Annotated in this window: 19 protein-coding genes; 8 read left to right on the forward strand and 11 right to left on the reverse strand. The window is 41.2% G+C overall.

What is annotated here, in order from left to right:
* Nucleotides 1-83: 83 nt before the first annotated feature.
* The 7 genes from AACS98_RS09320 to AACS98_RS09345 all read right to left on the reverse strand — a co-directional run bounded on the left by AACS98_RS09320 (nt 84) and on the right by AACS98_RS09345 (nt 5,035).
* A complete protein-coding gene (locus AACS98_RS09320) occupies nt 84-1,457 on the reverse strand; it encodes an AtzE family amidohydrolase (RefSeq protein ID WP_066378699.1) in 1,374 nt (457 codons plus the stop codon).
* On the reverse strand, nt 1,454-1,642 hold the full coding sequence (locus AACS98_RS09325; RefSeq protein ID WP_066378708.1) for a DUF4089 domain-containing protein: 189 nt from the start codon (nt 1,640-1,642) through the stop codon (nt 1,454-1,456). Before AACS98_RS09325 ends, AACS98_RS09320 begins: the two co-directional genes overlap by 4 nt.
* Before the next feature lie 20 nt (nt 1,643-1,662).
* Nucleotides 1,663-2,010: a DUF952 domain-containing protein gene (locus tag AACS98_RS09330; protein WP_066378709.1), complete on the reverse strand. Its 348-nt coding sequence runs from the start codon at nt 2,008-2,010 to the stop codon at nt 1,663-1,665.
* Nucleotides 2,011-2,039: 29 nt separating this feature from the next.
* The gene (locus AACS98_RS23600) at nt 2,040-2,177 is read right to left on the reverse strand and encodes a KGK domain-containing protein (protein ID WP_082803681.1); all 138 of its coding nucleotides are present in this window, start codon (nt 2,175-2,177) and stop codon (nt 2,040-2,042) included.
* Nucleotides 2,135-2,626 carry a DUF3037 domain-containing protein gene (locus AACS98_RS09335; RefSeq protein WP_082803678.1) on the reverse strand — a complete coding sequence of 164 codons (492 nt, stop codon included), beginning with the start codon at nt 2,624-2,626 and terminating at the stop codon, nt 2,135-2,137. The genes AACS98_RS23600 and AACS98_RS09335 overlap by 43 nt, the downstream gene beginning before the upstream one ends.
* 29 nt (nt 2,627-2,655) lie before the next feature.
* Complete coding sequence (locus AACS98_RS09340) at nt 2,656-3,390, reverse strand: HipA family kinase (RefSeq protein ID WP_066378710.1); 735 nt, start codon at nt 3,388-3,390, stop codon at nt 2,656-2,658.
* Between the two features lie 109 nt (nt 3,391-3,499).
* The gene (locus AACS98_RS09345) at nt 3,500-5,035 is read right to left on the reverse strand and encodes a thioredoxin-like domain-containing protein (RefSeq protein WP_066378712.1); all 1,536 of its coding nucleotides are present in this window, start codon (nt 5,033-5,035) and stop codon (nt 3,500-3,502) included.
* A 73-nt stretch (nt 5,036-5,108) separates the two neighbouring features.
* On the opposite strand from AACS98_RS09345, the gene glsA reads away from it, so the two are divergent.
* On the forward strand, nt 5,109-6,023 hold the full coding sequence (gene glsA / locus AACS98_RS09350; protein WP_066378714.1) for a glutaminase A: 915 nt from the start codon (nt 5,109-5,111) through the stop codon (nt 6,021-6,023).
* Here the strand turns inward: glsA and AACS98_RS09355 are convergent.
* On the reverse strand, nt 6,020-7,663 hold the full coding sequence (locus AACS98_RS09355; RefSeq protein ID WP_066378720.1) for a hypothetical protein: 1,644 nt from the start codon (nt 7,661-7,663) through the stop codon (nt 6,020-6,022). The two genes, glsA and AACS98_RS09355, sit on opposite strands and share 4 nt — an antisense overlap.
* 527 nt (nt 7,664-8,190) lie before the next feature.
* On the opposite strand from AACS98_RS09355, the gene psaA reads away from it, so the two are divergent.
* The 5 genes from psaA to argS all read left to right on the forward strand — a co-directional run bounded on the left by psaA (nt 8,191) and on the right by argS (nt 17,397).
* Nucleotides 8,191-10,449 carry a photosystem I core protein PsaA gene (psaA, locus tag AACS98_RS09360; protein ID WP_066378725.1) on the forward strand — a complete coding sequence of 753 codons (2,259 nt, stop codon included), beginning with the start codon at nt 8,191-8,193 and terminating at the stop codon, nt 10,447-10,449.
* A gap of 125 nt (nt 10,450-10,574) precedes the next feature.
* Nucleotides 10,575-12,806 carry a photosystem I core protein PsaB gene (psaB, locus tag AACS98_RS09365; protein WP_066378728.1) on the forward strand — a complete coding sequence of 744 codons (2,232 nt, stop codon included), beginning with the start codon at nt 10,575-10,577 and terminating at the stop codon, nt 12,804-12,806.
* 120 nt (nt 12,807-12,926) lie between these two features.
* Nucleotides 12,927-14,030: a hypothetical protein gene (locus AACS98_RS09370; protein ID WP_066378731.1), complete on the forward strand. Its 1,104-nt coding sequence runs from the start codon at nt 12,927-12,929 to the stop codon at nt 14,028-14,030.
* A gap of 95 nt (nt 14,031-14,125) precedes the next feature.
* Nucleotides 14,126-15,151 carry a hypothetical protein gene (locus tag AACS98_RS09375; protein WP_232317136.1) on the forward strand — a complete coding sequence of 342 codons (1,026 nt, stop codon included), beginning with the start codon at nt 14,126-14,128 and terminating at the stop codon, nt 15,149-15,151.
* Between the two features lie 479 nt (nt 15,152-15,630).
* Nucleotides 15,631-17,397: an arginine--tRNA ligase gene (gene argS, locus AACS98_RS09380; RefSeq protein WP_066378733.1), complete on the forward strand. Its 1,767-nt coding sequence runs from the start codon at nt 15,631-15,633 to the stop codon at nt 17,395-17,397.
* On the opposite strand, the gene AACS98_RS09385 is transcribed toward argS, so the two are convergent.
* Together AACS98_RS09385 and ilvN are read right to left on the reverse strand one after the other, a co-directional pair.
* Entirely contained in the window at nt 17,376-17,564 is a 189-nt protein-coding gene (locus AACS98_RS09385) for a hypothetical protein (RefSeq protein WP_157087505.1), read from the reverse strand. The genes argS and AACS98_RS09385 overlap by 22 nt on opposite strands.
* A gap of 127 nt (nt 17,565-17,691) precedes the next feature.
* On the reverse strand, nt 17,692-18,213 hold the full coding sequence (ilvN, locus tag AACS98_RS09390) for an acetolactate synthase small subunit (protein ID WP_066378735.1): 522 nt from the start codon (nt 18,211-18,213) through the stop codon (nt 17,692-17,694).
* A gap of 594 nt (nt 18,214-18,807) precedes the next feature.
* Between ilvN and AACS98_RS09395 the strand changes: the two genes are divergently transcribed.
* The gene (locus tag AACS98_RS09395) at nt 18,808-19,173 is read left to right on the forward strand and encodes a phospholipid-binding protein (protein WP_066378737.1); all 366 of its coding nucleotides are present in this window, start codon (nt 18,808-18,810) and stop codon (nt 19,171-19,173) included.
* 31 nt (nt 19,174-19,204) lie between these two features.
* Here AACS98_RS09395 and AACS98_RS09400 read toward each other — a convergent pair whose 3' ends face one another.
* Nucleotides 19,205-20,128: an alpha/beta fold hydrolase gene (locus AACS98_RS09400; RefSeq protein ID WP_066378742.1), complete on the reverse strand. Its 924-nt coding sequence runs from the start codon at nt 20,126-20,128 to the stop codon at nt 19,205-19,207.
* Between the two features lie 382 nt (nt 20,129-20,510).
* Between AACS98_RS09400 and infC the strand changes: the two genes are divergently transcribed.
* Nucleotides 20,511-21,044: a translation initiation factor IF-3 gene (infC, locus tag AACS98_RS09405; RefSeq protein WP_066378745.1), complete on the forward strand. Its 534-nt coding sequence runs from the start codon at nt 20,511-20,513 to the stop codon at nt 21,042-21,044.
* Nucleotides 21,045-21,258 lie beyond the last annotated feature (214 nt).

Consider the following 21,258-nt stretch of genomic DNA (forward strand, 5'->3'; position numbering starts at 1 on the left):
ATTGCTCGGCGCCAGGTTTATTACTCAAACCAAAAAACCGCCTTATCTTAAATTAAGGCGGTTTTTTGCTTTTCTGTTATTTGTCATACTATTGCTGCTGTAACTATACCCTTAGCTTCTAATACAGTTGCAACTTGTAAAATCAAAGCTTCATTATATGGTGCAGCTATCAATTGCACACCCAAAGGTAAAGTATTTGAATGCTGAATTGGTACTGATAAAACCGGTAAGCCAATGAAAGATAACGGTTGAGTAAATAATCCTAGATGGGGACGAACAAGAATTTCTTCTCCCTCTAATATCATTGTTTGTTGATTGATTAACGGTGCGGAAATTGGTGTTGTTGGTGCAAGAATAACATCTACATTTTGAAACACTTCGTGGATATGATCGCTATACCATCTCCGAAAGCGTTGTGCTTGCACATACCAGTGACTGGGAATTAACGCCCCTGCCAAAAAACGATCACGTGTTGCTGGGTCAAAATCTTGGGGACGCGATCGCAATTTCTCTAAATGTAGATTAGCACCTTCACAGGCTGTAATCACAAATGCTGCTGCCCTAGCTCGATGTGCTTCTGGTATCGTCACATATTCATCTACATCTAAAGCTGCTGCTACTTGTTGGACTGCGGCTAATGCTTCTAGGTTCGCACTTGTAGCAAAATAATCACCAGCAATAGCAATTCTAATATTAGAAATATCGTGATTAAGTTGAGGTAACACCAATTCTGGAGGACGTTTTGAACACACAGGGTCGCTGTCATCCTCTCCTTGAAGCACATCAAATATTGTCGCTATATCTCTGACTGAACGCGCAAACGGGCCAATGTGGTCAAGACTACTAGAAAATAAGGCTACTCCAGCACGAGATAAACGTCCATAAGTGGGTTTCAATCCAAAGACACCACACAATGCTGCGGGAACACGAATTGAACCATTAGTATCAGAACCAAGTGTAAAGGGAACTAACCCAGCTGCTACCGCCGCAGCTGAACCACCGGATGAACCACCAGCCACACGTTGTAAATCATGGGGGTTGTGGGTAGCACCGTAATGAAAGTTTTCGGTAACAAACCCATAGGCGTATTCATCCATGTTTAAACCACCGACCAAAATTGCACCAGCTTGTTTCAACTTGGCTACTGCTGTAGCATCTTGGATGGCTGGAGGATTTTCAGCATTAATTTTTGCACCGGCTAAAGTTGTTAAACCTGCTATGTCAAAGAGGTTTTTGACTGCGAAAGGTACACCCGCTAGTGAACCAGGTTGATCACCTTGTGCAATTTCTCTATCAATTCGTGCTGCATCTGTTAAAGCTGCCTCAGCAGTTATGGTAGTAAAACAGTTAAGTTGGCGATCGCGTTCTGATATTCTGGCTAAAGTCGCTTGAGTAACTTCTACTGCGCTAACTTCACCTGAGCGTATAGCAGTTGCAATTGATACAGCATCCTTCATGGTTCAAAGATTGGTGCAGTTTCTATGTCTTCTGGTAAGGGGAATGAGTTCACAAGTTGAGCGATCGCTTTTATTCTCTCAAAATTTGCCACCACCCCACCCCGATATTCATCTTTTATCGGCAAATCTAACAGTAACGCCATTTGATCAACATACACACCCACATCTAACTCTTGATTGTTCATCCCTGTGCCTCAGTGATTAACTATTCTAAACTTACAACCTCTGGCGGTAACTCAAACAAACCATCTTCTCCAGGCTCAAAGTCAATCACCTGATACACCGCATCAAGATTTAACTCACCGTAAATATGAGGGAATAATTCACCATCCGCTATTTCATAGCGAATTTCTGGTTGCACAAGGTCAGAGTTAATCAAAAGTAGTACCAATTCTTTTTGATGCTGAAAAAATCTATTTGCGACTCTGATGATTTGTGTAACTTGCGAACAATGTATAAAACCTTCAGTGTCGAGTGAATCAGCATGGTAATTGCCAATCTTTTTTGCCTCTTCCCATTTTTCCCTGTTTGTGATGTGGAGGATAGTGTTCATGCTTATTAATTGTTTTTGCAATTATCATCTCAATGTAATTTAGGTGTTATTGATTCGTCTGGATAAAATTGCAAATTTAGATGATTTCGTTTATTACTATTAGGATATATAGATACCTGAATTTTTAATTTACCTTTCTGCCAGCCTTTACTACCAATTTTAAGTATTTGACATTTATCCCAATAATCCTGACAGTCTTTGCAGTACGACGATCACGGGTTTTAAGTTTCGGATATAATTCAGGATTTCGCTCATGCAAGTAAATACTAGAAATATCTTCTAGTAATTCATCCACAGTATTAAGTGAACCACGAGGCTCTGTAAACTGAATGGTATTGATCCATCCACGAGCTATTTTGAGGATTCTTTCTTCATAAGACAATCCACTAAACTGGTCATCGGAAAAAAGAAGACCTTTTTTGGCTTCATGCTCCATATCGTGAGCGAAATCTTTCAAAAATTGAATATTTTGCCAGCTAAAATCGCGTACCCGATCCCAATTTTTCACAAAGCGTACTCGGACAGTATTGTGATTAAAAGCAACCACACCAATGTTGATCCTCTCATCTGCGACTGGATCGGGAACGTACTGAATTACACTGTACTTACTTGCCATAGTGCCTATCTTCCGTCAAAACCCCGTGTTTAAAGGGATTCCAGTAAGAATCGCTGACGTTTTATCAGGTACTCTATCATCACCATTCGTTCATTTATTGTAATACCCCACTCATCAGGAGGGCTAGCGACTGCTTGGATAATCTCCTCTTCTGTAACTGCCTCAAGAGCTAACAGTCCTCTTCTAATTTCATCATTTATTAAACTACAGCTTAAAACAAGTCTACGGTCTACTTCTGGATTCGGAGCATTTTGTAACGATTGTACTGTCCAAGCATATCCATCTGGAAAAAAGCGACCATGATCTACAGAGTAAACTAAATTTGGGTGGGTTGTTTGATAAATAAATTGCTCATCTTGGCTGTAAACCCAACCGAATAATACACTCAAAAAAGCAAATCTTTCTTGATTACCTGAATGATGCTTGTACTTACTAGCGTCACGATCATCAAAACAGTTAGGAATGAAATGAGTTCCGTGTGCTGTACCAGGAGATAGAAAGGAAAAACCTGAGTCTAATTCCAGTAGTTCTAATGGAATCTCTACAATTTGTGGTCTACCTACTGGTGCTTTCATTGCCAAACCTAATCGAGCCACAATCTGATCAGTGATAATTTGCCTACCAGCTTGCCGTCCTTTGACAACATATTCACATTTGTCAATTCCCCTGGCTAAAACTGGACGAGCTGAAGAATTCCATGACCGCCGAAAGGTAATTATCAGCACTGGCTCTTCAGGGTTACTCAGATATTGTTCTAAGGACAACTTCCATCTTGTCCTATCCTGTTCTTCTATAATGTTTCTGTCGTTCACATGATAGACGCACAATCAAAAAACTGAATTATCTCAATATACCCCGTGAGCAGAAGTTTTCTCAGGGTCTATGCGTCTCTGAGTGAGCATTACCCGGAATACATACATCAGGCGCACATAAACCAGGAAATTCGACTGTTGTCACCTCCAGGGTATTCAAATCTACTTGGCGAATAACATGGTTATTGGTATCAGCAATATATAAATGTGAATTCATCACACTTAATCCTGAAGGTTCAAAAAAGCGGGTATTTTTGCCTTGACCATTTTGTAACCCTGCATAACCATCTCCCAAAATAGTTTGACAATTACCTGTACTCGGACTCACTAATTTAATTTTGTGGTTGTAGGTATCTGCTACCCATAAAAAATTATTAGCGTATTCTATTCCCAAGCAGTGCTGCAAGCGGACATCTTCACCTTGTCCATCGACATCACCAAAACCAAATAAATCTCCACTTCCACACATAGTTCTAACTTGGAAGGGTTTGATTAATCCCACACCACGAATTGAACTAATTTCACTGTCAGCAATAAATAACTCTTGTCCATCTGTAGTAATTCCGCTAGGTTGGGCAAAAGCAGATTCAGTCAGTGAACTATCAAAACAACCTTCTGCACCCGTACCAGCATAGGTTGAAATCATGCCAGTGTTTAAGTTCATCTGCCAAATTTGATGCGACCCTGCCATTGCTATAAATAATGTATTTCCCACTTTCACTAAATCCCAAGGAGAATTTAGCGCAGTTTCCAAGCCAGCACCGCCATGAGGATGAATATTATGGCTTTGTTTACCAGTCCCCGCAATAGTTTCTACTACTTGAAGCTTCAGGTCAACTTGCCGCAAAGTATGATTTTCTGTATCAGCGACGTAAAGAATTTGATTTTCTATATCAAATGTCATTCCTTGGGGTGCAGAAAACTGCGCTTGGTCAAAAGCACCATCAGTTAAGCCAGATTTCCCATTACCAATTAAATGTAAAATTTCGCCATCAAAGTTACTCAGGACTAGGCGATGGTGTCCAGAATCAGCTATGAATAAACCTACTGGCGTAGCTAGAACTTTACCAGGAAAAGCAAGCGGTGTAATTGGTTGACGCTGTTTTTCTAAGGTCAGGCTGAATTGTTGAAAATTAATTGTGCCTTTCTCTTGGTGTTTTTGAATTAATTCAGCAATTAGTTGGTCTAAATCATCACAATTAGCTTCACCCGCAATGTAATCAATCACATAACCTTCTGGATCGATAATCATCAAAGTCGGCCAAGCACGCACAGTATACTCTTGCCATACCCGAAAACCTTTGTCTACTAAAACTGGGTGTTCTATGTTGTAACGCAAGATAGCTTGACGGATGTTTTCTGTTTCTTGTTCGTTGTCGAATTTGGCGGAATGAACGCCGATAACTGTCAGGCTATCCTGATATTTTTGTTCTAAAGATTTCAGGGTTGGTAGAACGTGGAGACAATTAATACAACAGTATGTCCAAAAGTCTAAAATCACTACCCTACCCCTCAGTTGCTTGAGCGATAAGGGATGGTCAGTATTTAACCAAGTATAATCTTGTGGTAATTCTGGGGATCTGACACGAGGACTCATAAATTAATACAAAATTCAAAATAACCAAATACAGTTGACTAATTACTATTGATTTTTCAAGGCTATATTTTTTGTGGTTGGAATTGACAGACTAGACACGGTAGAGTTGTCAGATTTGGTACAACTAGCTAAAATTCAGATACATCGGGGACGGGTTGCTGACCGCATTCCACAATTAGCTGTAGTTGATCCCCGTTTGTTTGCAGTTCACATCTGCTGTAAATCAGGGAAAACTTACAGTGTGGGAGATACTTCTTGTTTCTTCCCACTGATGAGTGTGATCAAGCCTTTCTCTCTACTGTATCTGTTAGAACATTTTGATGCAGAACAGGTGCTGCAATGGGTGGGTGTAGAACCATCAGATGCACCATTTAATTCTTTAGACCAATTAATAGCTGATGCTGGTAGACCCCGCAACCCGATGATTAATAGTGGTGCGATCGCTTTGGCTGATAAGTTACCAGGAACAGATGCTAACAATCGCACTCAATCTTTCTGTCAATGGTTAAATCAATTGGCTGGTTGTCATCTCAAGTTAGATGAGGTCATGTTGGCTTCGGTGAGAAATTCGCGATCATCCGCTAATCAAGCGATCGCCAATTATCTCGCTACAACCAGAAATATTACAAATATTGATATAGCACTTGACACATACGAGCAGATATGCTGTATTTCTGGACAAGTTAAGGATTTAGCCTTACTCGGAAAACTTTTAGCTTGGGAGCATGACGGAATACAATTACAGCACCGTCAAATTGTGAACGCTGTGATGTTAACCTGCGGTTTATACCAAGCTTCTTCTGTATTAGCTGTCAAAATTGGTCTACCAATGAAATCGGGTATTGGTGGGGGTTTATTAGCAATAGTACCAGGACAGGCAGCGATCGCCTGTTACAGTCCAGCCTTAGATAGTATAGGTAATCCTATAGGGGCGATCGCTTTTGTTGAGGTATTATCCCAAAAGTTGGGATTAAGTATTTTTGGTTAATCGTCTAATGTTGATTCCCCTTGAACCTCTTCATTTGACTGTTCTGTTACATTCGGCGTGGGAGAAGCACTAGGAGAAGGTATCGTATTTGGGCGTGATCGATATTTGAAATAATCTCCTAAGTTAACTTTTTTGGGTTGCTTGACAGGTGTTTGAGGTAATTCAGTCGCTTGTGGTGTGGGTGTTATCTCTGGTTGTAGTTCTGGAGTAATTTTTGGTGATTGTGTAGTTGGTTCTGGTACAGTTTCTAACTTGGGTTGTGGTTCTGGAGTAATTGTTGGTGATGATGTAGTTGGTTCTGGTACAGTTTCCAACTCTGGTTGTGGTTCTGGAGTAATTGTTGGTGATGGTGTAGTCGTCACTTCAGGTTGTGGTTCTGAAATAGGCGACTCAATTACCTCTGACGGTGTGGGAGTGACACTAGGAGATGCTTGGGGACGAGGACGTTTGAAAAATCCACCAAATTTCGATTTTTCCGGTTCAGGGGTGACTGTTTCAGGTGAAGCAGTAGCTTCTGGCGTAGGTATTACTTCTGGTTCTGAGGTTTCAATTGGCTGTGGTGTTTCTGTAACTTCAGGTGTTGGTACTTTTTCTTGCGGAACTTGAGGCTCTAGTGTAGGTTCTGGGATAGGAATGGTAGAGGGTGTAGGTGTTGGTATAGGTTCTACAACTGGTTGTTTAGCAGTATAATTTGGGTCTACAATCCCTCGTACCTCATCAGCTTGTAATTCCCCTCTGGTAATTCTGGACAGAGTATCTTTACCTTTGGGTTGGTAGTTAACGAGCCTAACTGTAGTGTTAAAAGTGTTCTTGACTGGGTTTCCCTGATTATCTAAAAATTCCAACTTTACCCAGTTATTACCAGGTTTAAAGCCCTTGAGATAAATTGATTGCCAACGATCTAAAACAAAGCTTTCACCGTTGATTGTGCAACGAATCCGCCAATCGCTAAATTTATCGTTGGACTGATCTTTACTAACTAGGTGTAGCGGTGCATTGTTGAGATAAAAATCTAACAAGATTGGTTCTGCACCATAATTACCTTGAGGACGGCTATAAGTTAACAGGGGTAGAGATGTATCAGGGTTATTGTCGTCGGTTTTAGTAAAGATATGAAATGTTGTCTGTGCGTAAGCACCCTCATTTTTAAAGCTTTCATGCCAAGGACGAGAAGCAAATACACGCACAGTGTGAGTTCCTGGGGATAAGTCAGACAACACTAAAGGCTGTTCTAAATCGTAGATGGGGATATAAGGTTGGTTGTCAATGAATACATGGAGATGGGGGCCTAGTTCCCATTGTGGATGTTTAAAAATGGGTAGATCCTTAACCTGAAAACGGACTGTAACTGTGTTGTCATTGATAACTTCATCAGGTTGAGGGGTAATTATTTTGACTTGGGGACGATAAATTTCTAAAGTTGAGCTTAGTTCTTGAATTACTGTGGGCGGTGAGACTTCTGAAAATTGCTGAGAAATTTGTTGAGGTCTCGGTTTATACTTAACCGCTACTTCTTGGCTAACAGCTTTGTCTCCACAATTAGTTAAACCGAAGGCTAGCACCAGTGTTATTAGCCACCGAAAAATAGCAAAACTTTGGGGGAAAAGTTTCTCTATTCGCTGCTTATACCAGGGATTCATGCCTTATACCCAGTTATTTTTTTTTACAACTGATTAATTATTTTGGCTGAAATCATCCATTGCACACTACAACCTAAAAGATTAAATTTTTATCACATAGCATGACTTTCTAGAAAAACAAGAAGAATAGTAAATTTTTTTACAATTTGTATTAATTAAATATTTAAATACTACAGTCAAATTCTGGGAAAACAACTATACCAGAGTCTAGACCTCTCTATTCATTGGCTTTGCGATGTCAAAGACCATAAGTTTTACGAATTGTTATCCTTTGTAAATTAAATAGAGAAACTATTGACTTTTTAGCCAAGAGTTGGCAGTCAAAAGGCTGAGAAGACAATTATTCTGGGGATTTTGAATTATTGTTAAAATGTGTCCAACAATGTACAAGTGAAGACTTTATAATTCAACAGAAACAAATTTCCACACAGCGTCTTCATCGCGGCTCCAGCAAAATTCTGGTGGAAGCGATAGTGGTTCTCTTTGTGGTTTCATGATTCCTCATTCCTTATCAGAGAGGAGGTCGAATGACGATTAGTCCTCCGGAGCGAGAGGAAAAAAAAGCCAGAGTGATTGTTGATAAAGATCCAGTACCAACCTCATTTGAAAAATGGGCGCAACCTGGACACTTCGACAGAACTCTAGCCAGAGGTCCCAAAACCACCACATGGATTTGGAACCTTCATGCCCTCGCCCACGATTTTGATACACATACAAGCGATTTAGAAGACATTTCCCGCAAGATATTCGCCGCTCACTTCGGACACCTAGCCGTAGTGACAATCTGGTTGAGCGGGATGATTTTCCACGGCGCGAAGTTCTCTAACTACGAAGCCTGGTTAAGCGACCCAATGAACGTCAAGCCAAGCGCACAAGTAGTTTGGCCGATTGTGGGACAAGACATTTTGAATGGTGATGTCGGTGGAGGCTTCCACGGTATTCAAATCACCTCTGGTTTGTTCCAAGTATGGCGGGGCTGGGGTATTACCAACTCCTTCCAACTGTATGTAACTGCAATTGGCGGCTTGGTGCTAGCAGGTTTGTTCCTGTTTGCGGGTTGGTTCCACTATCACAAGCGCGCTCCTAAACTGGAATGGTTCCAGAATGTGGAGTCGATGCTAAATCACCACTTGGCAGTATTGCTGGGTTGTGGTTCCTTGGGATGGACTGGACACTTGATCCACGTATCAGCTCCAATCAACAAGCTTTTGGATGCAGGCGTACCCCTGAAAGATGTACCCTTGCCCCATGAGTTCATCCTGAACAAAAACCTGTTGATTGACCTGTTCCCTGGCTTTGCTAGTGGTTTAACACCTTTCTTCACCTTGAACTGGGGTCAATATGCTGACTTCTTAACCTTCAAGGGCGGTTTAAACCCAGTAACTGGCGGCTTGTGGATGACTGATATTGCTCATCACCACTTAGCGATCGCTGTACTGTTCATCATTGCAGGTCATCAATACCGCACCAACTGGGGTATTGGTCACAGCATCAAAGAAATTCTAGAGAACCATAAAGGGCCATTCACTGGTGAAGGTCACAAAGGTCTCTACGAAAACCTGACCACATCTTGGCACGCTCAATTGGCAACTAACCTTGCCTTCTTGGGTTCCTTGACCATCATCATCGCGCACCACATGTACGCGATGCCCCCCTATCCCTACTTGGCAACTGACTACGCTACTCAGTTGTGCTTGTTTACCCACCATATGTGGATCGGCGGTTTCCTAATCGTCGGTGGTGCTGCTCACGCAGCCATATTCATGGTGCGGGATTACGATCCAGTGGTTAACCAAAACAACGTTCTGGATCGGGTGATTCGTCACCGGGATGCAATTATCTCTCACTTGAACTGGGTTTGTATTTTCCTAGGCTTCCACAGCTTTGGACTGTACATCCACAACGACACAATGCGTGCCTTGGGCCGTCCCCAAGACATGTTCTCCGATACAGCAATTCAGCTGCAACCAGTATTTGCTCAGTGGGTGCAGAACCTGCATACATTGGCACCTGGTGGCACAGCTCCCAATGCCTTAGAGCCTGTTAGCTATGCCTTCGGTGGTGGTATTCTGGCTGTAGGTGGTAAAGTCGCAATGATGCCCATCGCTTTGGGTACTGCTGACTTCATGGTTCACCACATCCATGCTTTCACCATCCACGTAACTGTTCTGATTCTGTTGAAGGGCGTATTGTTCGCTCGCAGCTCTCGCCTGATTCCCGATAAGGCAAACTTAGGCTTCCGCTTCCCTTGCGACGGTCCTGGCCGTGGCGGTACCTGCCAAGTTTCCGGTTGGGATCATGTGTTCCTCGGATTGTTCTGGATGTACAATTCCTTGTCAATTGTGATTTTCCACTTCAGCTGGAAGATGCAATCTGATGTTTGGGGAACTGTAGACGCAGCTGGTAATGTGTCTCATATCACTGGTGGTAACTTTGCCCAAAGTGCCATTACCATCAACGGCTGGTTGCGTGACTTCTTGTGGGCGCAAGCTTCACAAGTAATCAACTCCTACGGAAGTGCTCTGTCTGCTTATGGTCTAATGTTCCTAGGCGCACACTTTGTATGGGCATTCAGCTTAATGTTCCTGTTCAGTGGTCGTGGCTACTGGCAAGAACTGATTGAGTCTATTGTTTGGGCTCATAATAAACTGAAGGTAGCTCCAGCAATCCAACCTCGCGCTCTGAGTATTACTCAAGGTCGTGCTGTTGGTGTAGCTCACTACCTCTTAGGAGGAATCGCTACAACCTGGGCGTTCTTCCACGCACACATACTTTCAGTAGGTTAGCAATTAGCTACATCGAGTTATGAGTGATGAGTTGATGAGTGTGGAATAAACCCTTTAACTCAGAACTCATAACTACTGTAAAGCTGATAAATGATGGCTAAAGGTCAGAGGAAATAACAAAACCTATGGCAACAAAATTTCCAAAATTTAGCCAGGATCTTGCACAGGACCCAACTACGCGGCGCATCTGGTATGCGATCGCAATGGGCAACGATTTTGAAAGCCACGATGGCATGACCGAAGAAAATCTTTACCAAAAGATTTTCGCTACCCACTTCGGCCACTTGGCAATCATCTTCCTCTGGGCTTCCAGCCTCCTGTTCCATGTGGCCTGGCAAGGTAACTTTGAACAGTGGATTAAAGACCCTCTACACGTGCGCCCTATCGCTCATGCGATTTGGGATCCCCACTTTGGTAAACCAGCAATTGAAGCGTTTACCCAAGCTGGCGCAAGCAATCCTGTGAACATTGCTTACTCTGGTGTTTACCACTGGTGGTACACCATCGGTATGCGGACAAACAGCGAACTCTACACAGGTTCAGTTTTCCTTCTGCTGTTAGCAGCATTGTTCCTGTTCGCTGGTTGGTTGCACTTACAACCCAAGTTCCGTCCTAGCCTCTCTTGGTTCAAGAGTGCTGAACCCCGTCTAAATCACCACCTAGCTGGTTTGTTCGGTGTTAGCTCCTTGGCTTGGGCTGGTCACTTGATTCACGTTGCTATCCCTGAATCTCGCGGACAGCACGTAGGTTGGGATAACTTCTTAACCACCGCACCCCACCCAGCAGGTTTGACTCCGTTCTTCACAGGTAACTGGGGCGTTTACGCACAAAACCCTGATACCGCAGGTCATATTTTTGGTACATCTCAAGGTGCTGGTACAGCGATTCTGACCTTCTTGGGTGGTTTCCATCCTCAAACAGAATCCCTGTGGTTGACCGACATGGCTCACCACCACCTAGCGATCGCAGTGATCTTCATCATTGCTGGTCACATGTACCGCACTAACTTCGGAATTGGTCACAGCATCAAAGAAATGCTGAACTCCAAATCCGGTTTAGTTCCCGGTAGCAAGAGTGAAGGTCAGTTCAACCTGCCTCACCAAGGTCTATACGACACCATTAACAACTCCCTGCACTTCCAGTTGTCTTTGGCACTGGCTGCGTTGGGAACCGTTACCTCTCTGGTAGCGCAGCATATGTACTCCCTGCCTCCTTACGCATTCATTGCTAAGGACTACACCACACAGGCAGCGTTGTACACTCACCACCAATACATCGCTATCTTCTTGATGGTTGGTGCATTTGCTCACGCTGCTATCTTCTGGGTTCGTGACTACGACCCCGAACAAAACAAAGGCAACGTACTCGACCGGATTCTTCAGCACAAAGAAGCGATTATCTCGCACTTAAGCTGGGTATCCCTGTTCTTAGGTTTCCACACCTTGGGCTTATACGTTCACAACGACGTAGTAGTTGCTTTCGGTACTCCTGAAAAGCAAATCTTGATTGAACCTGTATTCGCTCAGTTCGTTCAAGCTGCTCACGGTAAAGTTCTGTATGGCTTAGACACCTTGTTGTCTAACCCCGACAGCATTGCTTACACTGCTTACCCCAACTACGGCAACGTATGGTTAAGCGGCTGGTTAGATGCCATTAACTCTGGTACTAACTCCCTATTCTTAACAATCGGCCCTGGCGACTTCTTGGTACACCATGCGATCGCTTTAGGTCTGCACACCACCACCTTGGTACTCGTTAAAGGTGCTTTGGATGCTCGTGGTTCTAAGCTGATGCCCGATAAAAAGGACTTCGGCTATGCCTTCCCCTGTGACGGCCCTGGTCGTGGCGGTACTTGCGATATCTCCGCTTGGGACGCTTTCTACCTGTCTCTATTCTGGGCATTGAACACAGTAGGTTGGGTAACTTTCTACTGGCACTGGAAACACCTAGGTATTTGGCAAGGTAACGTTGCTCAGTTCAACGAAAACTCTACCTACCTAATGGGCTGGTTCCGTGACTACCTCTGGGCTAACTCCGCTCAGTTGATCAACGGTTACAACCCCTACGGCGTGAACAACCTGTCTGTCTGGGCTTGGATGTTCCTCTTCGGACACCTAGTTTGGGCTACTGGCTTCATGTTCCTCATCTCCTGGAGAGGTTACTGGCAAGAGTTGATCGAAACCCTAGTTTGGGCGCACGAACGTACTCCTATCGCTAACCTCGTTCGCTGGAAAGACAAACCCGTTGCTCTGTCCATCGTTCAAGCTCGTGTAGTTGGTCTAGCTCACTTCACCGTCGGCTATGTCCTCACCTACGCAGCCTTCCTCATCGCCTCCACTGCTGGTAAGTTCGGTTGATCTAACTGCTAGTTTTGTAGGTAAGTAAAAAAATCCCCTGCCGCAAGGTGGGGGATTTTTTGTAGCATAATGAAAAAATAGGTTCTCAAACTTTTCCAAAATTAGTGTTAGCAATCAAATATGGAAGATATGAATTTCAAAATAATTGATATTCAAAAAGATACAAATCTTAATTGCTACTCTGTGCTTACAGTAGTGAGTATTCGCGATTTTATAGAATTTGTTCAACCCATTCACGAACAAAAAGGCAATATTGATGAACAAAGAGATGTTTTACAAACAAGGTCTGCCAAAATTATTCGTAATCAGATGGTAGAAGATTTACAACAAGGCGCAATATTACCTCCCATTGTATTAGGTATTATTTTCAAAAACCAAATCAATGAAGATAATTTTTTTAGATTGATTGAAAAAAAACAGGAAATAAGTATCTTAGATGGAATGCAACGAATACAAGCATTAAAAGAGGCTATAAAAAAACGCAAGCTTAATCATAATCTTAGAGTTGAGTTTTGGTTTGCTCATGATGAAGGTGCTTTGTTGTATAGAATGCTGGTGCTTAATTCTGGTCAAATTCCTTGGGGACTTGATAAACAATTAGAGGTCGTTTTTAAACCGATTCTGAAAAAATTAAAATCTCTTGTTCCTTATTTAGATAATTTAATATCACAAAAGATATATAAACAGTTAGAAATTGTAGAGTTATTTTTGGCATTTTCTTCTAGAAAAGTAAGAATTGATAAAAAACACCAATTAGCTGAATATCATGCTGCTTTAGATATTATGAGTCTAATTAGGGAAAAATCAGCACATATTATTGATAAATTTGAAGAAATTTTTATATTGATGATTGAAATTGATCAAATACTTTCAAGAATTGAAGACCGTTATGTTTTCAATAATCAAACTGCAAGAGTTGGATTTATAGTAGCTTGTGCCGAGAAAATTTTTGGTTTATTAGGAAGTAATACTGAGAAAGACAGTTGGCAAGTAGAAGATAATTTCAATGATTTAATCTCCAAATTACGTCAAATCAAATCTAAGATAAACTCTCAGAGTCTTCAAGAAAATTATGAATTTCTTGCTTTGGATATTTTAAAAGAAAATTTACGTTCTATTCCCAAAGAAAAACACAGACAAGCATTTTTAAATGGGTTTAAAGTCATCTTTTCTGAACCTGAAATTAACTCTTTTGCTGTTTGCTGGTATAAAATGTACCAATAAAAATTATTTTTGGGTATTGTAATAAACAAGTTGTATACAAAATCAAATATATTATTATTTTCCTATTCCTTGGTATAAAATATAATAATAAAAATATGAGTAGAACGATAAGAATATCAGTTGAAAAGATTATAAAAAAGATAAGAACAGTTGTTAATACAGAAGAAAATTACACTATTGATGGTAATCAAACTTGTATAGATTGGTTACAATCTTTAACTATTGATAATAAAATACGCTTATTTCCAAATTTTTATAGTTCTTGGCTCACTTATGAAAATCAGAGTTATTTAGTCTTAATTAATCATAGATTTAAATCTATGATTCCCAGTTTTTTACAAGAAGAAAATCTTAATGCAGGTGCTTGGGTAGCCATTATTGACGAATTGGATTTACCTCTTACGGGAGATAGTGCTATATTAGAAGAAATTTTGGAAAGCAGTTGGCCAATAAATAAGCAAGGATTTAAAAAAATAAATTTGGATACACTAATTAATAACTTTAGCCTAAAAGACTTATTTCCAAGTGTTTATTTATATAAAATTATTAGCACATTTACTCAAAAAGAAGAACTAAATCAAATTACAGGTATTGCCATAACAGAAAGTGAAAGTTATTGTTTACTACCATATAGTACAGGAGTGTTAGAAGAGTTTAAAAATACCTTTAAAAGTGGGAATAGATATATTCCTTTTGAGAATATCTTGGCGAGTTATGTAGCCTCAGATTTCAAGTTTGCTTATTTGGACTTATATAGGTGTATAGAAGGATTACAACCTCTTTATTTCTTAAAAGATTTTTATAATAAATTGGAATTGAAAGATAAATCTGTTCAAGACTTTTATATTGATTTTTATGAAAATACAAAATTAGAACCTAAACTAGAAGATTCTTTAAAAAAGCTGCTTGAATCAATAAGTATAAATTATAAATATGCTACTAGGCACGACTATAGTGCTAGTTCTTATTTATATAAGCTGAGAAATCAAATTGTTCATTTGCGACCAAAGCAATCTAATGATTTAGTACCTAAATGTATTGATGATTGGAATCTTTTAATATTAGATATGCTAACAATAATTCAAAATTTATACACAATTAATGAAAATTTATTAACTTAAAAATTCAATCGATATTTATCTATATTTTATTGTTGATTAAGTAGCCATCATAAACTGCTTATACAAGAAAACATGAAAAGGCCTGTCTTATGAAAAACCCAATTACAGCGTAGAAATGTTGCTCATTTTGGTTCATATGGATGATAGTTTTGTAGGGAGCAGAACTTGGGAGATAGATTCCCAGACGGATAGGTAAACTAGGAGCTAATCAAATTCAGCAGTTAAATTTAACCATGCTGCAAGCATATCAATTGACATCATAGCAACCAAACTGCGATATACATTACAGATACACAAGTGATGGTTTCAGTCATCCTTGATAGGCTATCAGAGTCGGGAAGTTCTGCGGAGATTGGACTGTAACAGAACAATCCTCAGTGAGATTAGCTGGCTACATTTTAAGGTTAAAATAATCAAGCCTTGGAGAAAATCCAATCATCAGGCAGCCCATAGCCCCCGCGAATAGATAACATCTATATATGAACCCTACACAAGAACAACTAAAATTAAAACTTGAACAGGCTTTGGTAGCTGCTTTTGGCGATGAGTACGCCGGAGTAGATCCAATTCTAGTTACTGCTAGCAATCCTAAATTTGGTGATTATCAAGCCAACGTTGCTTTATCCCTGAGTAAAAAATTGGGACAGCAACCCAGAGCGATCGCCTCTGCTATTGTAGAAAAATTAGATGTCTCCGCAATCTGTGAACCTCCAGAAATCGCCGGGCCTGGTTTTATCAATCTCAAGCTCACAACAGCATACCTAGAAGCCCAACTTAACGCTATTTATACAGATACCCGGCTAGGAGTCCCCACAGCGAAACACCCCCAACGGGAAATAGTCGATTTTTCCAGTCCGAATATTGCTAAGGAAATGCACGTCGGACATTTGCGTTCTACCATCATTGGTGATTGTATCGCCCGCATTCTCGAATTTCGTGGACATGATGTATTGCGGTTAAATCATGTGGGTGATTGGGGTACGCAATTCGGGATGTTAATTGCTTACCTGCGGGAAGTATACCCAGAAGCATTGACTACTGCTAACGCTTTAGATATTGGTGATTTAGTTAGTTTCTACCGCAAAGCTAAACAGCGTTTTGATGCAGACGAAACCTTCCAAGAAACTGCACGCCAAGAAGTAGTCCGACTACAAGCAGGTGCAGAAGATACACTTCACGCTTGGAAGTTGCTATGTGAACAATCACGCCAAGAATTTCAGGTAATTTATGACTTCTTGAACATCCAATTAACTGAAAGAGGCGAATCTTTTTATAATCCCTTACTACCAACAGTTGTAGAAGAATTAGATCAAACTGGCTTATTAGTAGAAAACCAAGGAGCAAAGTGTGTTTTCTTGGATGGCTTCACCAACAGAGAAGGTGAACCTCTACCTTTGATTGTACAAAAATCTGATGGCGGTTATAACTACGCTACAACTGATTTAGCATCTGTACGTTATCGGATTCAAAAAGATGAAGCCAAACGGATTATATATGTAACAGATGCCGGACAAGCAAACCACTTTGCCCAATTCTTTCAGGTAGCGCGTAAAGCTGGATGGATTCCTGATGATGTAGAATTGGTTCATGTTCCCTTTGGTTTAGTGTTAGGTGAAGACGGGAAGAAATTCAAAACTCGTTCTGGCGATACTGTCAGGTTACGGGATTTGTTAGATGAAGCAGTTTCTCGCGCTCATGCTGATTTAGAAACCAGATTAAAAGAAGAAGAACGGGAAGAAACAGCCGAATTTATTAACAAAGTGGCTGAGGTAGTTGGTATTAGTGCGGTAAAATACGCTGACTTGAGCCAAAACCGCACCAGTAACTATGTTTTCAGCTATGATAAAATGCTGGATCTCAAAGGTAATACCGCACCTTATATGTTGTATGCTTATGCCCGGATTCAAGGGATTAGCCGCAAGGGTGGGATTAACTTTGAGGAGTTGGGAAATAATGCCAAAGTAATCTTGCAGCATGAGACGGAATTTGCACTGGCTAAATTCTTACTGCAACTAGGTGAGGTTATTAGCACTGTAGAAGAAGATTTACTACCTAATCGTTTGTGTGAATATCTCTACGAACTCAGTAAAAAGTTTAATGTGTTTTATGACCGTAATCAGGGTGTACCTGTGTTAAATGCAGAAGAACCGTTACGGACATCCCGTTTAGTGCTGTGTGATTTGACAGCGAGAACTTTGAAGCTAGGCTTGTCTTTGCTGGGTATTCAGGTGTTGGAAAGAATGTAATTTTTCAGGATGCGATCGCCGTTCGCACCCCAACAGCTAGAATGGGGCTGGTACGAGGAGCGATCGCACTCATTAATATTAGGACTTACGCAACTGTCACAATAAATATCTATAATGTAGGGCGCGTTAGCCAGCATAAATCCTGTAAATAAACTTATGTTTGTCATCTGACGCACCCTACTAATGTGTCAGCAGAGATAAATTTAAAAGTCAAAAGACAACATACCCAAGTTATTAATTTTACTTAGGTATGCTGCCTGATAACTATTGTCATAGTAGCTTTAGCTCAATGTCTCAAGAGGCTTTTGCTTCCAAAGATTTGAGTAATTCAGTATTTACACCAGATTCACGAATCAGAGAGATTTTGCCAGTGCGAGCGATTTCCCGCAAACCAAATTTTTGTAGTACCTGCATAATTGCCACCATTTTACCAGGATCACCTACAACTTCTAGAGTTAGGGAATCTTCCGCCACATCTACCACACGCGCCCGAAAAATCTGAGCTAGTTCGATCACTTCTGAACGGTTGCTGCTAGTAGCATTCACCTTCAACAGCATCAATTCGCGCTCTACGCAAGGTGTTTCTGTGATATCCTGCACCTTGAGAACGTTGATCAACTTGTATAGTTGTTTGGTAAGCTGCTCAATCACGCGATCGTCACCATGTACAACCATCGTAATTCGGGAAACTCCTCCCTGTTCAGCTGAACCAACAGCCAGGCTTTCTATATTAAAGCCACGACGAGCAAATAAACCAGCAATGCGGGATAGAACACCCGCTTCATCTTCTACTAGAACTGAAAGAGTATGTTTCATCTTTGCCAACACAGGCGAGGACAGCATATTGCTAAAGCAAATAATAGCTCATAGCTGCCCTTCACGTACTGCTTAATCGGTGAGTAAATTTAAGTCTTGTACTTTATTTTAAGTTAATACCTACAATCTTCATAGTTCCAAAAAACATAGACAAATATCTCATGCCTTTCGTTTGCCGGGAATAACCCCGACAGGGCGAACTACAACGCCACGCCACTTGCTACAACAGGGGGAACCCCCGCAACGCAGTGGCTCCTCTATCCCTAGACTAAAAGCTGTCGGGACTACTTTACGTAAAATATCTAAACTATACTAACTTATGTTCCTACTCGTGTCCAACAACATTCTCGCTCAGTTCCCTTTACTAGAGAAAGCCTGTATAGGTATTTTTCGCTGACTTTTCTGGAAGAAATGACTATATTTGTTTATAAATTCGGCGAAGTTTTACAATACTCTCCCGCAAAAAGTTGTGATCAAATCATTCTGGTAGCAGAAGCTAATGAGAATAAATATCTTTTGATCGGTAGATGTGAAATATTGCTCAAACTCTTATCTTAAGTAAAGTTGTCAAGTTTAGCTGAGGAGAAAAGATTTATGAGTTGGTTAAAAAGACTGTTTGGCATGGAAAAACCGCAAAATGCCGAAGTTAATCCGACTCCGCAAGCTACACAAGCTGCTGGTACGACTACTGCGCCTACAGCTACTCAATCAATACCACCAGAGCGTATAGGATTGAATGGAGAATATGACCAAAGTGGTTTAGCCAAGAGGGTAGCATTGGCATTTGATCAAGATGCACAATTGGATGATATCAATTCTTTATGGGTAGCGCAGACTGGCAGCACAGTCGTCTTAAAAGGTCAAGTTCCTAACCAAGAAATTTTGAATAAAATGATTTCTGTAGCCCGGTCTGTACAGGGTACTGCCGCAGTTGACACCACTCAAGTTAAGATTGGCTAAACAGTTCTCAATGTTTGCTTTTCCTAGTAGATCAGCGATGTGAGGAACTTTTCAGACATTGGTTAATCCAATCTAAAATGGCTTGGTTAACTTGTTCTGGACATTCGTCATGGGGACAATGACCTACATCTTCTAAGTTGAGCAATTGTAATTTCTCGTTGTACTGAACAAATTGATTAGCCAACATCGGAGGCACAAATCGGTCTTTTTGACCCCAAATTAACAGCATGGGAATGTTGATGCTGGGTAACAGTGCTTTCACACTAGGACTAAAATTAACAGCGATCGCTCCTTTAAACAAGGCACTAAAAGCACGGACAGCACCCCTGTCTTGGGGAGGGTGAGCCAAAATCTCTATTAATTCGTCTGTGACTGCTTCAGGATTAGCATAAGCCAAACCAGCCCAGCGTCGCAGCACGCTTGGGCGACGGACAAAACGAAACACAGGGTTTAACACCAGTGGCGAAGCTACAATATTTTTAATTGTCCTAACCACAGGACGCAACCACACAGGAATAGCTTCTTGTTCCAAGGAGGGATCAGGTAAACTCATCATCACTATTCCCTGCACCATTTCTGGATGGGCGGATGCAGCTGCCAAAGAAACAAGAGAACCATTGGAATTACCCACCAGTACCACTGGTTGACGAATAAAAGTTCGCCAAAAATCATATACCTGCTCTACCCACAAATCTATGCTGTAGTTAGCTGGAGCTTTTTCTGAACCACCAAAGCCCAGCATATCCAGAGCATATACTGTATGATACTCACCTAAAACTTCTAAATTATGTCGCCAATGACCAATAGAAGCACCGAAGCCGTGGAGTAGAATCAAAGGCGTTGTCTTCTGGTAATTTTGACGGGGACGAATGTAAGTATAACGAGTTTGCCAGCCACGCCACACCCAGTCCCTTTGATTACCAACTCTTTGCTGCCAATTTACTGTAGTAGTCACACTTGTCTCCGATTGATAAATATTGCAATGCTCATAACTCCTATCTTAAAAAGTCTGGCTAGATGTATGTTGCCAAAATCAGCGATTTAGGGAAAACATACTGAGGAGTTATAGACTACCAAATTGAAAAATAATTGTTACAATAGTTAACTATTCTCTAGGTTGTGTGATTTAAGTTAACTATTGCAGAGAATCTCTCAGAGAATGAGTAGAATAACAAATACAGAGATAACTAACTACTCTATGGACTAGCTAAATTAAAACTATAGACTCTTTATGAAGTCCTCAGTTACTTTAGTGTTGTGCTTACAATGCACAACAATCAAGTCCAAGTTCATCAAGTCCAAGCTACCTACTTAAAAAAGAGCTCCCAAAAATCATAATGCCTGTGATTGAGAAAAAAAGAACTCGCGATCTGCCCCAAATTAACGAAAGAATTCGCTTCCCAAAAATTCGAGTCATTGACACTGACGGCTCCCAACTCGGAATTATGGTTCCACAGGAAGCACTGCAACTAGCAGAAGAAAAGGAGCTGGATCTAGTGCTGCTCAGTGACAAGGCTGACCCGCCAGTTTGTCGGATCATGGACTACGGGAAATATAAGTTTGAGCAAGAGAAAAAGGCGCGGGAAGCCAGGAAGAAGCAGCATACAGCCGATGTTAAAGAAGTGAAGATGCGTTACAAAATTGAAGAACACGACTATAATGTGCGTGTGAAGCAAGCAGAACGCTTCTTAAAGGATGGAGATAAAGTCAAAGCGACTGTTATGTTCCGGGGTCGAGAAATTCAACACAGTGATCTAGCAGAAACTTTACTCAAACGTATGGCGACTGATTTGGAGCCATTCGCGGAAGTGCAGCAAGCACCGAAAAAAGAAGGGCGAAACATGATGATGCTGTTGTCGCCGAAAAAATAGTCTTCGATTTATCCACTATTAAAAATATTACAACGGCTTAATAGTCGTTGAATTTGATGAAAAACTGATAGTCCTGAACGCTGAGTGGGAAACATAATACTCAGTTGTTCAGGGCTTTTGCCATTTTTAGGGGATGAGGGGATGAGGGGATGAGGGGATGAGGGGATGAGGGGGATGTAGCTTTAGCTTCCCGCAGGGTGGGGGATGAGGGGGA

This window comes from Anabaena sp. CA = ATCC 33047, from assembly GCF_963870205.1.
GTDB lineage: Bacteria > Cyanobacteriota > Cyanobacteriia > Cyanobacteriales > Nostocaceae > Trichormus.